We start from the raw sequence: 13,378 nt of genomic DNA, 5'->3' as shown, positions 1-13,378 counted from the left end.
ATGACGGCTGAATCCACCATCCTCCTGACCGGAACCGGCGCTTTCGCTGCCCGCATCCTGTTCGACATCGCAGCCATCGCAACCGTCCCCACCCGTGTGGTTCTGGCGGGGCGCAACCGCGAGCGCCTGCAATGGCTGAAGGTCGCGGCGGGTGCCCGTGCGGCGATCTTCGACACGCCTGTGACCATCGTTCCACGTGAGACCGATCTTCTTGCCGAGGGCGCTGCCGTCGAAATGCTCGAAGAAACGGCGCCGAACGTGGTCGTGCAGGCGGCTTCCGTGCAAACTTCGTCCGTGATCGCAGGATCGGGCGACGCCTGGAGCAGACTCGTCGCCGAGGGCGGGTTGAGCGCGACGGCGGTTTTCCAGGCGCTTCTCAGCACTCGTGTGGCGGCAGCCATGACGCGTCTCGGGAGCACCGCTCCCCTGATCAATTGCAGCTTTCCGGACGTGGTGAACGGATTGATCAAGGCGCTCGGTCACCAGGTCACCTGCGGCATGGGCAACGTCGCGATCTTGTCCAATGCCTTCGCGGCCGATCGCAATCTGATGGACAGGAGCCGCATCAAGGTTCTTGCGCACTATCAAAATCTTGGAGCGTGGCGGCGTCCAGCCGAAACACGTTCGGGACCATCGCCAAGGGTCTGGATCGACGACGAAGAGATTAGCGATGTGTTCGGCACGTTCCGGAATGTGAAGCTGACGCCAGAGCCGGTCATCGACATCTCCGGAGCCAGCGGCGTGCCGCTGATCCTCGCCCTCGCGGAAGGACGCCCATGGGCCGGCCATGTTCCTGGCCCTTACGGCTTGCCTGGAGGCTATCCGGTGCAGCTCGCCGGCGGCGTCCTGTCGCTCAACCTGCCGCCATCTCTGTCACAGGAGGAGGCCGTGGCGTGGAACGCACGCTTCGAGGAAGAGAATGGCCTCGTCGTCGGCCCGGATCGGCGGGCGCGCTACACGGGTGTCTTGCGCGAACGCTTGGCTCGGCACTCCCCCGCCTTGGCGGAGGGCTTTGCTGTGGCCGACCTCGAGGAGGTCCACCGGTCGATGCAGGACCTGCGCACAAGACTACAGAAACAAGATTGACTCCAGGCTTCCCGCTGCCGCGTCGCCCAGCGCCCGCGCTTGCAGCGTTCAGGTTCGGCGCGGCACATTACGGCATTGTCACCATGAGATCCTCTCTGCCCTCCATCGATCCATCCGATCGCTCTTGGTGGCTTGATGAAGCCCTGACGGACGAGGGCAGCGTGCCTGCCGCCGCGCCGCTCGAAGGAATTTGTGAGGCCGATGTCGCCATTGTCGGTGGCGGGTTCGCCGGGCTTTGGACCGCGCTTACTCTCAAGAGCCGTCGTCCCGACCTTTCCGTCGCGCTGATCGAAGCGGCGATCTGCGGCTCCGGTGCGAGCGGCAAGAACGGCGGAAAAGTTCACGGCTACTGGTCCTCTCTGGGCACCGCCGTCCAGGCTCTCGGACGGGACGGCGCTCTTGCGATCGCGAAGGCCGGCGACTGGGCTCAGGACGGTATCCGGAACTTCGCCTCCGAATGCGATCGCGACATCTGGTGGCGGGAGGGAGGCAATCTCGTGGTTGCCACCACTTCGCAGCAGGAGGAGAAGATCGCGGACGTCGTGCAGCACGCCCGCGAACTGGGCGCGGAAGACCATGTCGCGGTACTTTCCGTGGAAGAGGTTCAGGCGCGCTGCGCGTCACCGGTGTTCCGGCGGGGCCTCTTCTATCCCGATGCAGCGACGGTGCATCCTGCTCGCTTGGCACGCGCGCTTCGGCAGGCCGTAATCGACCGCGGGGTGGCTCTTTTCGAGAATACGCCGATGTTGAGTGTCGATCCGGGGCATCCATGCCGAGTCAAAACCCCTCGCGGCCACATCGTCGCTCGCGAAGTCGTGCTCGCGACCAATGCCGCACTGAGCGAGCGGCGGGAGGTCCGGCCGCATGTCAGCATCTTTTCCAGTTATGTCGTCATGACCGAACCTGCGCCGGAACAGCTGGCTGCCATGGGCTGGACGGGCGATGAAGGCCTCGCGGATCTGCGCATGTTCCTGCACTACTTCCGCAAGACACCGGACGGCCGCGTCCTGATGGGATCTGGATCCGGACCGGTAGGCTACGGCGATGATGCGCAGGCGCGGCATCTTACCCATGACAGAGCGAGCATCGGACGGGCGGAGGCAGGGCTTCGTCGGCTGCTTCCCGAGTTGAGGGAGGTCCCGCTGGCACGCGCCTGGGGCGGCGCGATCGATGTCTCCGCCGACCGTCTTCCTTTCTTCAAGACCATACCCGATACGCGAATCCACTATGCCTGCGGCTTCTCGGGACATGGCGTGAACGCCACCTATATTGCCGGGCAGTGTCTCGCATCGTTGGTCCTCAACGAAAAGGATCGCTGGTCGACGCTGCCGTTCTGCACGCGATCACTGCCGCGGCTGCCGCCTGAGCCGTTCCGCTTTACCGGCGCCAGCGCCATCCGCTCCGCCATTCTCGCATGCGAAGAGGCCGACGAGCAGGATCTTCATGCTCCTGTCCTGGCTCGGGCCGTTGCCAAACTCCCGAAACTCCTTGGGCTCAGGATCGGCATTCGATAGGGCTCCCTCTCGGGATCAGGCTTTCCTGCAGTCTTGCACCATTTGCGTCGTTCGTGGGAGACGGCATCAACGATGCCCCTGCTCTGGCCGAGGCTGATGTTGATTTCGCGGTCGACACCGGCACGAACATCGCCATCGAGAATGCCGACGTGGTCCCGATGTGGAAGCCTCAGGACGAAAGAATTGGACCCGCTCCAAAAAATGGGCTGCCTTGGTCGGCAGCCCGAAGTGGGGAGGATCCTGTCTACAGCCTCGGACGTGAAAAGTGGATTTGCACTTTTGGGTCCGATGCTTTCTCCGTCAATGAGAGCATCGTGCGGAAAACCGGATCCACTTTTCACTGCCGTGGACCTTCGGGTCGCTGACGCGGACCTTCGGTTCCGCACGATGCTCTAAGACACCTGCGCGCCGGTCGGTGCTTGCCGGCAGGTCAGCGGGGGCTTCCGTTCTCGCGCGCCTCCCGCTGGTGCCTGTTCGCTTCTCATTCGAAAAGCTTGAGGGTCACGTCTGCGACCACGACGGAGCCCATGTAGGTCCCGAACATGACGCAGATCGCAACGATGACGATCTTCCAGCCCGAGGTGCGGGCAATCTGGAATTCGTTCTGCGTCAGCGCCAGGCCGCCATAGGCGAGCGCGGGTGTTGCCAAAGCGAGGAAGTTCAGTTTTCCAACCTGTTCAACGATAAAGGCTGAGCCCGGCACGCCGGGAATCGTTGCCAGGATCGCGACAAGCGAGATCCACGCGACGCTGGGGAGATAGAAGGGTGCGAACCTTGCCAGGAGAAGGCCCACGATCGAAATCGCATACAGGAGCGCCATCCCGGGCAGTGCGGCCATCGGGTCGACCTTCGTCGCGACCCAGTTGCTGATCAGGCCAAGTACGCAGGCGACCAGCAGGAGCAACGCGTGATGAGCCAGGTCGATCCGACGTTCATCTTCCACGTTCAGGATATCCGCCGATGCGGCGGTGTTCTTGATGGTTTCAGTGGTCATGACCGTGCCTCCCGGGAAATGCTGGACGTCCGTTCGCCGCGACTGATCCGGTACAGCCATTCGGTCAGCGGCAATGCGACGAACACACCGGCATAGAGGCCGGTCGCATAGGTAAGGATGTTGCTCGCCGCGGCCAGGGCCAGGATCGTATCCTTGTCCGCGGGCGCCGCCGACACAAGTGCGCCCGTGCAGGCTGCCAGCATGCTGCCGGACCCCACTCCGCACGACATTGCGAGTGCCCTGACGTCGAAGATTCCGAGACTGTGAATCAGGGGCGGCATGATCGCGAAGATGAAGGTGCCGATGATCGTCCCGGTCGCGTAGACGCCCATCGCCCCGGCGCCCTCGGGACTGTTGAGCCCGTACTTGTCCGCGATCAGGGCCAGGTTCGGCTCACGGTCGATGGAATAGGTCGCCCCGATCGCCTCACGCCCCATTTTGAGCAGGAAGACGGCCACCGGGAAGGCAACGAGGATGGTGCCCAGGTTGCCGATCTCCTGGAGCACCAGGGCCGGTCCGGTCTCGATCACCTTTTGGATCTGCGGTCCGACCGTCGTCCCGAATTTCGCGATGAACGGCATGATCGAGATGGCGATCATGGTGCCGGCGACCTTCGTGGCGTTGCCGGACAGGACGCGCCGAGTGCCCTTCATGATGTTCGGGTTCAGAATGATACCCATCGCGAAGGCGTAAAGGATTGGTAAAAGGATCACGGCAGCGGTGCCAATGGGGATACGGATCAGCCCTATGGCCTCGGCTACCACCACGATTCCCAAAACGAAGAGGTGTAGCCCGACCCCTCCGTATCTCTCCAATGTTGTCTGTGCCATATTTCTGGTTCCCTCGAGCACATGCGGCTGGGCCGCTTTTCGTCTCAGCCCCCTTGTGAGGCGGCTACGAAGTATGAAGGCGGCCAAACGGGCGAATAGACCACTTCTTCGTAACGAGGTGTTGCCGATTGGGCAACGCCGTAGCCCTGGTGGCGCGGAATCGCCATAAGGTGAGGCATGCTTGTTCCATCCCGTTGCAGAATGGCAATCCAAGCTGCGCAGATTGCGCGATGTGCCTCCAGTGAGGATGCGAGCCCGCAAGGTAAGGGCCCTTGCGATCGCCGACGGGACACAGGTCTACCTGAATCCCGTCTGCCGGATTGTCGGGTCTCAATCGACCGGGTGATAACCGAACGTGATTGCCGGATCCTCGGCGGTTTCAACCCACACGCTCTTCGTCTGGGTATAGGCCATGAGAGCCTCCCTGCCGCTGGAACGGCCGTAGCCGCTGCGGCCGAAGCCACCAAAGGGAGACATCACGCTGATGGTCTTGTATCCGTTGATCCAGAAAGTCCCGGCGCGCACGTTGGCTGCCACGCGATGTGCACGCCCGACGTTTTCGGTCCAGACTGCTCCCGCAAGACCGTAGGGAGTGCGATTGGCGATGGAAATCGCCTCGGCCTCGTCATCGAACGGCGTCACGGCCAGAACGGGTCCGAAGACCTCTTCCCGGGCGATCTCCATCGCCGGGTCGACACGATCCAGGATGGTCGGGGAATAGTAGAAACCGCCTGTTGCCTCGAGATGCGCGGGCTTGCATCCGCCAGTTGCGAGCCGGGCGCCGTCCGATATGCCCTGCCGGACCATCTCGTCGATCTTCTTCCACTGCCGCTCGTTGTTGATCGGGCCGATCTGGGTCTGATTGTCGAGAGGGGCTCCGACGGGAATCTTCTCGGAGGCCTTCGCGAGCTTCTCGACGAACTCGGCGTGCACGGTGCGCTGGACGAGCAGGCGAGATCCGGCCACGCAGCTCTGCCCCGCGGACGCGAAGATGGCCGATTGGGCGCCGACGACAGCTCGGTCAATGTCGCCATCGGCGAAGACAATGTTGGCCGACTTGCCGCCAAGTTCCAGGATGCAGGGCACCACATTGCGGGCTGCCGTTGCAGCGATGGCGGAACCGGCCGCTGCCGAGCCGACGAACACGACCAGGGCGGTCTTCGGATGGGCGACCGCATACTGGCCGGACGTCCGGCCGACGCCTGCAATGACGTTCACGAGGCCTTTCGGAGCTCCGGCGCGCTCACAGAGGGCGCCGAGGACGAGGGATGTCAGCGGGGTCAGTTCAGAAGGCTTGAGCACGACGGCATTGCCGGCGCAGATGGCCGGAGCGATCTGCCAGCCCGCTGTGAACAAAGGCGCATTCCAAGGAGTGATCTGCACCACGACGCCGTAGGGCTCGTGGCGGGTATAGTTGAGATGGGTGGTCGGTACGGGGATGACATCGCCGTACATCTTGTCGGCCCATCCGGCATAGTACTCGAACATCTCGGCAACCTTGCCGATCAAGCCGCGCGTGTCGCGGATCGGCTGGCCTGCGGTCCGGCTTTCCAGCTCGGCGATGGCTGGTGCATTCTCGCGCAGAAGCCTGCCGATCTCCCAGATCACCCTGCCGCGCGCCGATGCGGTCAGCGCCATCCAGCGGCCCTGCGCCTCCCGGGCAGCCTCCATCGCCGCATCGACCACGGCCGATCCGGCGTCCGCATAAGTCAGGAAGACCTTGCCGGTTGCAGGATCGACCAAATCGACGGCCTCTCCATTTCCGGGAAGGATCTGACCGGCGACAAGGCTTCCGATCTCCTTCGACGGCAGGAGATCCTGGAGAAGTTCCAGAACGCGTGCGCTGCTGTCAGTATTAGCGAGGGGCATGTTCATGTCAGGCAACCTTCTTGCTGGAGGAGGCGAGAGCGGACGAAACGGCGCCCATGCGCGTGAAATCGTCGGTATCGGCCAAGTGGTCGCTTTCCGGTCCCCATTGCCGCGAAACGGCCTGGGCAATGGGGAGATCGACCCCGACCCGCTCCGCCAGCTCCCTGGCAAGACGCACATCCTTGCGCATCAGTCCCATCGAGAACCCGCTGTCGAAACGCTCCGACATGATCCATTTCGGGAAGTGAATCTCACTGAGCGCCGATCGTCCGGTGGCGGCGTTCACGACCCGCAGGGCCGAGTCAGGATCCACGCCGGCAGCAGCCGCAAGCCGCAATCCCTCGCTCGTCGTAATCATGTGAGCGGCGACCAGCATGTTGTTGACGAGCTTCGCCACGTTTCCGGCGCCGGTCGGGCCGACATGCAGGATCTTGGAGGCCATCGCCTCGATGACCGGGCGAGCCAGGGCAACTTCCTCCTCGCTGCCGCCGATCATCATCGTGAGGTTGCCCGAGCTGGCCCCTAGGGGGCCCCCGCTGACAGGCGCGTCGATGAAGCCGTGCCCGGCGGTGGCCAGCTCCGCGGCGAGGGTCCGACTGATATCCGGCTCCGAGGTCGACGTATCGATGATGATGACCCGCTTTGCCCCTTTGCGTTCGAGCAGGCCCCCCGGAGCTTTCACGACCGCTTCCACCTCACGCGCGGAGGGCAGCGAGAACACGACGAAGCTCGCGTCGGCGAAGACATCCCCGATTGTCCGGGCGCGCTCGACCCCTACTGCTGCGGCGGCATCGCAACGGGCATCCGAGACATCGTAGCCCAGGGTCCGGAAACCCTTGCCGGCAAGCGTCTGCGCCATCCCCAGGCCCATGCTTCCGAGGCCGATAACCCCGACCGTTTCACGATCCTGTTTGCTCATTCGATGTTCCTTCCTCCAGGCCGCCGCCTTCCGGCGATCCGATGTTCGAGCAACAGTCAGGGACGGAGTTGTTGCCAGCAAGACGAAAGGAAAGAACAAGGTGTTGCCGGGTCAGCAACACGCCAATTCAGTAGGGATGCTTCACCCGGAACGCGACCATTTCGCGTGCGATGTGACCGACCAGTTGTTCGACTGAGACTGGGAGGCGCCGCCGCGCCCGCACGATGATGTGGGCGCTTGCCTCGACCAGCAGCGGATCCGTAAGCGTGACGACACCGACCTCGCCGCGGGCCAACTCCGTATCGACCGCAAACGGAGGGAGATAGGTGATCCCGAGCCCGGCGCGGACAAATTGGCGGAGAACGTCGATCGAGGGGGTCTCCAGTGCAGGCGACAAGGCAAGCCCGCAATCGGCCGCCACGCGCCCGACGAGCTGGCGGACGCCATGGCCCGGAATGAGCAGCGCACAAGGGTGCGCGAGGCTTTCAGCCAGACTGATGCTCGGCCGCGTCAGGAGTGGGTGGCCCGGTGGGGTTATGACCGCAAGGGGCTGCCTCGCGATGGCAATCGACCGGACGCTGGTATCGATGACGGGATTATAGACGAGACCGACATCGGCATCGCCATCCGAGACCGCCGCAAGAACGCCCGCGGTTCCGGCAAGCTGAATCGTGAACCGGATATCCGGATAGACCTGGGCAAACGTCCTGAGCCCGTTCGCCATCATGTCCGCGACGAACCCGTCTCCGCAGCTGATCCTGACGAGCCCCTGCTTGATGCCTTTCAGGCGACCGAGTTGCTCGCGCAGGAGTTCCTCGTCCTCGACCATGCGTTTGGCGTGCTCTGCCAGGAGTTCACCCGCCTCGGTGAGGACGACGCCTCTGGCCGATCGTTCGAAGATGGGCAGGCCAAGGCGGTGCTCGATATCGGCGATCTGGCGGCTCACCGCCGAGGGCGCAATGCTGATATGATCCGCGGCGGCCCTGATCGAGCCGGTTCGGACCACGGCCAGGAAGTGACGAAGCGCGCGGGTGTCTAACGCATCCAAGGACATGACGCACAGTCAGCATCGGCGGGCGTTTTGGGCAAGCCCTATTTCGAAGCGGCGCTATAATTTCGTCTCATTGCTCGCCTCATTTACGCCTGCGTCCGAGCCTCCCGGACCGCCGTCATGCGGTGGCCCATCCAACTCCCCTTAGCAGGAGGAGAGCCTCGTCTCGACCACCCTGCGCCAAAGGTCCACGCCGTGGGGGATGACCTCGTCATTGAAGTCGAAGTAAGGGGAATGGAGGCCAGGGTTCGCTCCGTCACGGGCGCTTCCGAGCCACAGGTAGCACCCCGGTCGGGCCTCCATCATGAAGGCAAAGTCCTCGGCGGCCATACTCGGCGGAGCGTCTTCGATCCTGATTTTCGTCTGGGCACCTACCACGGAGCGGATAAACGCCGCCTCGGCGGCATCGTTGATGGTCGCAGGATAGCGCCGCTCGTAGCGGATTGTGGCCTTGCATCCGAAGCCGTTCACGACCGAGTTGGCGAGGTCGGTCACACGGCTCTCGATACGGTCGCCAACGGCATTATCGAACCATCGTGTCGTGCCGCGGATGACACAACTGGGCGGAATGACATTCCAGGCTTCGCCGGCGTGAATCTGGGTAATCGAAAGAACGGCAGGCTCCAGGGGCGACACGTTCCGGCTCACGATCGTTTGCAGGGAGGTTCCGAGCGCGCAGGCGGCGACGATCGGGTCGACGCCCTCGTGCGGCATGGCCCCGTGCGCTCCGGCTCCATCGATCACGATTTCAAACGTGCCGAAGGCGGCCATCATGGCGCCGTCTCGGGCGACGCATGATCCCACCGGCATCCCTGGCCAGTTGTGGAGCGCGTAGACGGCGTCGCACGGAAACTCCGTGAACAACCCGTCCTCCACCATCCGCCGCGCGCCGCCTTCATTCTCCTCGGCCGGTTGGAAAATGAAATGAACGGTACCATCGAAGCGGCCGGACTGGGCGCAGTCCCGAGCCGCGGCGAGCAACATGGCAACATGGCCATCATGGCCGCAGGCATGCATCTTGCCCGGCCTGAGCGATCGGTACGGGACTTGGCCGAGTTCCTCGATCGGCAGGGCGTCCATATCGGCCCTGATCCCAATGGATCGGCCGGAAGAGCCCCGCGACAGCGTTCCGACCACACCAGTGCCCGCGAGCCCCGTGGAGACCTTCAAGCCAAACGAGTCGAGCATGCGGGCAACGAAGGTCGAAGTCTCATGCTCCTCGAAGGCGAGCTCCGGGTTGCGATGCAAATGATGCCGCCATGAGATTGTCTCGGCGATTTCCTCTGATTTCATTGGCATCCCCCTGTGATCGACAGAGTCAATGATTCAGAAGCCACACAAAAGGCGCTAGTGTCGTTTCGGGATGGCTGCGTTGCTCTAATCAGAACACTCTTGGATCCATCATGGCGGTCTCATGGATGGCTTCTTCGTTCCGCCAAGCCGGATCGGCCCCTAGCGCATCGTGCGGAGCCGGAGGTCCGCGTCAGTGACCCGAAGGGCCACGTCAGCGAAAAGTGGGCCGGGTTCTCCGCCCAGAACGATGCTTCTGCCTCGCGCACTCCGAGTACGTGCGCGGGTCTAATGCGTAAGCAGAACATCTGCGTAAGCAGAACATCGCGCGCTTTATCGCAATGAGACACAAGTTGGCACTGAGCGTCGGCAACGGGTCGGATCAGGGTCTTCCCCGCCCCGCGGGGACGTCTGCTTCACGCCTGTGAGCTGACGAAGGCGTAATGTCTCAGATATGGCATTAGGAGACATTCCGAACTCACACCTTCATTCGAACTACCTCCAGGACATTTAACCTCCTGTTAACCGCCCAGGGCACGAAATCAACTGACCCGACGAGAATCAGAGCGACCTCACTTGAGGCATTCCATCGTTCTGCTTCGGTGTTGCCTTCTCTGCGTTACACTTGTGCTTGAGTGGGTGCCGTGCCCCATCACGGTTGCTAAGGAGAACGCCAACCATGAAGAAACCGCGGCCAAGGCACAGCAAATCGAAGCCACACGTTAAAACCGGCAAAGTTGTCGTTGTGGCCTCCGGTAAGGGAGGGGTCGGCAAGACGACTTCAACGGCCTCTTTAGGAGCTGCCTTAGCAAAGGCAGGACAGAATGTAGTCGTTGTTGATTTCGATGTCGGCCTGAGAAACCTTGATTTGGTTTTAGGCGCTGAACGCCGCGTAGTTTACGATTTGATCAGCGTCATCACGGGTGAAGCCAAGCTCTCGCAAGCTCTGGTCCGAGATAAGCGCGTCGAGACGCTGACACTGCTTCCAACCTCACAGACTCGTGAAAAAGATAGTCTTACTGAGGACGGCGTTGCGAAGGTCATCCATCAGCTAAAGGAAAAGTTCGACTGGGTGATCTGCGACAGCCCAGCTGGGATTGAAAAAGGCGCAACCCTGGCGATGCGGCATGCAGATATGGCTGTCATTGTGGTCAATCCGGAGGTCTCGTCAGTTCGCGACGCTGACCGCATCATTGGCATGCTCGATTCAAAAACCGAGAAGGCTGAAAACGGCGAGCGGATCGAGAAGCATCTTCTCCTTACTCGGTATGACGCAGCCCGTGCGCAGCGCGGCGATATCCTGAAGGTGCAGGATGTGCTGGAAATTCTCTCCGTTCCGCTTTTGGGCATCATCCCGGAGAGTAAGGAGGTGTTGCGCACATCCAACATTGGCGAACCAGTAACGATTGGCAGCCCTGACAGTGCACCGGCCCGAGCCTACCTTGAAGCTGCCGCACGGCTGAAAGGCGAGACAAAAAGCCCTGCGCCGGTTCCGGCCGAGACCACACGCTTCTTGGGGAAGTTGTTCACCCGGAGAGCAGCATGAGCCTACCCGGTTTCCTTCAACTTCGGAATGAACTGCCGAAGGGAGAGATCTCCTACACCCTGCGGGAGGCTGAAGCGATCTCTGAAAGCTGATACCGGCATTCGAACATGGGGTGCCTGCATCTTTGCTTGCGCTGCCGGAGCACCCACCAGAAACGGTGCTCTGGTCAGCTCCGACTGCCACTCGGAGCATAATGCCAAGACCAACCATGCATTAGCGCATCGTGCTTGAAAAGTGGATCCGGTTTTCCGCAGTCAATGATGCGCTTTGTATAAAAGGGAGCATGGCTGAGCCTCAAAAGTGCAAATCCACTTTTCACGTCCGAGGCTCTAGAGCATCGTGCGGAAAAGTGGATCCGGTTTTCCGCTCTCAACGATGCTCTCATTGAAGGAGAAAGCATCGGATGGGTCCCAAAAGTGCAGGTCCACTTTTCACGTCCGATGCTGTAGAAGCGATGATGAACCACCCCAAAGGGACCGGCCAGGATCATCCCCATCAGGCGGGCAAGACGCTCTCTTCCGTGGTCGTCCGATCGGAGTCGACGGCGTTTCTCCTCCGTACCATTCTGATATGATCTGCGACGACAACAACCTCATCCCGTTGGTTGATGACCTCGCAGCGTTCGATGACGCGCCCATGGTCCATCCGCTTCGGATCTTCCTGTTTTGCGACGACCGTCGCCCTCGCCCGGATTGTGTCGCCGATCCTCACGGGACGGACAAATCGCAGGCGATCGTAACCGTAGCTGAATGACAGCGGGTTGATCTCACGGGCCAGGAGCCCAATCCCGATGGACAGGATCAGGGTGCCATGAGCGATGCGCCCGCCGAAAGGGGTTGTCCGCGCGAACTCCTCGTCGACATGATGCGGGAAGAAATCACCCGTCTGCCCAGCGTGGGCAACAATATCGGCCTCTGTGACCGTGCGCGCGAAGCTCTCACGCTCGAATCCTATGGCATAGTCCTCGAAGGCAGTTCCGTTCATCGTAGCCTCACTCACTTGAACATTGACGGAAGCCACAGAGAGATCTGCGGAACGTAGGTGATCAGCAGGAGCATGAGGGCAAGCGGCACATAGAAAGGTATCGTCGCCCTGACCATCTGCTTGAACGTGACGCCTGCGATGTGCTTGCAGATAAAGAGGATGACCCCGAACGGCGGCGTCAGGGAGCCGATCAGCAGATTGAGGATCATGATCAGCCCGAAATGCACCGGGTCGATCCCATAGAGCTTGACGACGGGCAGAAGGGCTGGGGTGGCGATCAGCAGGATCGCCGTGGTCTCCATGAAGAGGCCAGCGAGAAGCAGGATCGCGTTGGCGATCAGCAGGAACGTGTATTTGTCGGCATTGATCCAGGTCATCAATTCCTGCAGTGCGGCCGACACGTTCTGCACCGAGATCAACCATCCAAACGGCACCGCCGCCGCGATGATGAAAGTGAGGATGCCAGTGGTGATCGCGCTGTCACGCATGTGAATCAGCAGCGACCGGAGAGTGAGATCGCGGGTGAGGAATCCGAGAAAGACCGCGTAGACGACGGTGAGCGCCCCCAACTCGGTGGGGGTCGCGACACCGGACAGCAGACCCACTGTGAGAAGTGTCGGGGCAGCCAGCGCCGGCAGCGCGCGCACGAATGCCGTTCCCAGGGCCGGTACGCTGCTGCGGGGTTCGATTGGCGCCGTGATCGTGCCGCGGACGGACTGCACGTAGACAAGCCCCATCAGGGTCAGCCCAAGCAGCACACCAGGAACAATACCGGCGAGGAAAAGATCGGTAAGCGATACCTCGGCCGTGACCGCGTACACGACCATGATCACCGAAGGCGGAATGATGGGGCCGATGATCGCCGACGCCGCCGTGCAGGCCGCGGCAAACGCCGGATCGTATCCTCGTTCCTTCATATGCTTGATCTCGATCGTGCCGAGACCGGCCGCATCAGCCTGCGCCACGCCCGACATACCGGCGAAGACCATCGAGCCGAGAATATTGACCTGTGCCAAGCCTCCGCGGATGTGCCCGACGACCGCCATCGAGAAGTCATAGATGCGGTTGGCGATACCGGCGCCGTTCATGATGTTGCCGGCCAGAATGAACAGCGGAATCGCGAGCAGAGGAAAGCTGTCGATGCCTGACGGCATGCGCTGAACGATGATCTCGACCGGGGTTGAGGTGAAGGCCAGCATGCTGGCGAAGACCGCCAGAATCATCGCGAACGCAACGGGCACCTCGACGAGAATGAGCAGCACGAAGATCAGAAAAAGGGCGATGACAATCATGGC

At 61.9% G+C, this 13,378-nt stretch carries 11 protein-coding genes; 3 read left to right on the top strand and 8 right to left on the bottom strand.

Annotated features, from left to right (window positions below; all coding sequences use genetic code 11):
- Together DC522_RS08510 and DC522_RS08505 are read left to right on the top strand one after the other, a co-directional pair.
- On the top strand, window positions 1–1,086 hold the full coding sequence (locus DC522_RS08510) for a hypothetical protein (protein WP_116528268.1): 1,086 nt from the start codon (window positions 1–3) through the stop codon (window positions 1,084–1,086).
- An 83-nt stretch (window positions 1,087–1,169) separates the two neighbouring features.
- On the top strand, window positions 1,170–2,600 hold the full coding sequence (locus DC522_RS08505) for an FAD-binding oxidoreductase (protein ID WP_116528293.1): 1,431 nt from the start codon (window positions 1,170–1,172) through the stop codon (window positions 2,598–2,600).
- Window positions 2,601–3,081: 481 nt separating this feature from the next.
- On the opposite strand, the gene DC522_RS08495 is transcribed toward DC522_RS08505, so the two are convergent.
- The 6 genes from DC522_RS08495 to DC522_RS08470 all read right to left on the bottom strand — a co-directional run bounded on the left by DC522_RS08495 (window position 3,082) and on the right by DC522_RS08470 (window position 9,556).
- Window positions 3,082–3,594: a hypothetical protein gene (locus tag DC522_RS08495; RefSeq protein WP_116528266.1), complete on the bottom strand. Its 513-nt coding sequence runs from the start codon at window positions 3,592–3,594 to the stop codon at window positions 3,082–3,084.
- Window positions 3,591–4,424, bottom strand: coding sequence for a DUF3100 domain-containing protein (locus DC522_RS08490; protein ID WP_116528265.1), 834 nt, complete (start codon window positions 4,422–4,424; stop codon window positions 3,591–3,593). Before DC522_RS08490 ends, DC522_RS08495 begins: the two co-directional genes overlap by 4 nt.
- Before the next feature lie 330 nt (window positions 4,425–4,754).
- Window positions 4,755–6,293, bottom strand: a complete 1,539-nt coding sequence (locus DC522_RS08485) for an aldehyde dehydrogenase family protein (RefSeq protein WP_116528292.1) — start codon at window positions 6,291–6,293, stop codon at window positions 4,755–4,757.
- Window positions 6,294–6,300: 7 nt separating this feature from the next.
- On the bottom strand, window positions 6,301–7,272 hold the full coding sequence (locus DC522_RS08480; RefSeq protein ID WP_256369843.1) for an NAD(P)-dependent oxidoreductase: 972 nt from the start codon (window positions 7,270–7,272) through the stop codon (window positions 6,301–6,303).
- A 67-nt stretch (window positions 7,273–7,339) separates the two neighbouring features.
- Entirely contained in the window at window positions 7,340–8,266 is a 927-nt protein-coding gene (locus DC522_RS08475; protein ID WP_245444050.1) for a LysR family transcriptional regulator, read from the bottom strand.
- A gap of 141 nt (window positions 8,267–8,407) precedes the next feature.
- The gene (locus DC522_RS08470) at window positions 8,408–9,556 is read right to left on the bottom strand and encodes a M20 aminoacylase family protein (RefSeq protein WP_371679138.1); all 1,149 of its coding nucleotides are present in this window, start codon (window positions 9,554–9,556) and stop codon (window positions 8,408–8,410) included.
- 676 nt (window positions 9,557–10,232) lie between these two features.
- Between DC522_RS08470 and minD the strand changes: the two genes are divergently transcribed.
- Window positions 10,233–11,099 (top strand): septum site-determining protein MinD, encoded by an 867-nt coding sequence (gene minD, locus DC522_RS08465; protein ID WP_116528263.1) that lies wholly within the window; start codon window positions 10,233–10,235, stop codon window positions 11,097–11,099.
- Between the two features lie 495 nt (window positions 11,100–11,594).
- On the opposite strand, the gene DC522_RS08460 is transcribed toward minD, so the two are convergent.
- Both DC522_RS08460 and DC522_RS08455 read right to left on the bottom strand, forming a co-directional pair.
- Complete coding sequence (locus DC522_RS08460) at window positions 11,595–12,083, bottom strand: MaoC/PaaZ C-terminal domain-containing protein (RefSeq protein WP_116528262.1); 489 nt, start codon at window positions 12,081–12,083, stop codon at window positions 11,595–11,597.
- 11 nt (window positions 12,084–12,094) lie between these two features.
- Window positions 12,095–13,375 (bottom strand): TRAP transporter large permease, encoded by a 1,281-nt coding sequence (locus DC522_RS08455; RefSeq protein WP_116528261.1) that lies wholly within the window; start codon window positions 13,373–13,375, stop codon window positions 12,095–12,097.
- Window positions 13,376–13,378 lie beyond the last annotated feature (3 nt).

Source organism: Microvirga sp. KLBC 81 (assembly GCF_003075415.1).
Classification (GTDB): domain Bacteria; phylum Pseudomonadota; class Alphaproteobacteria; order Rhizobiales; family Beijerinckiaceae; genus Microvirga.
This window is presented reverse-complemented; position numbering and strand designations above follow the sequence as displayed.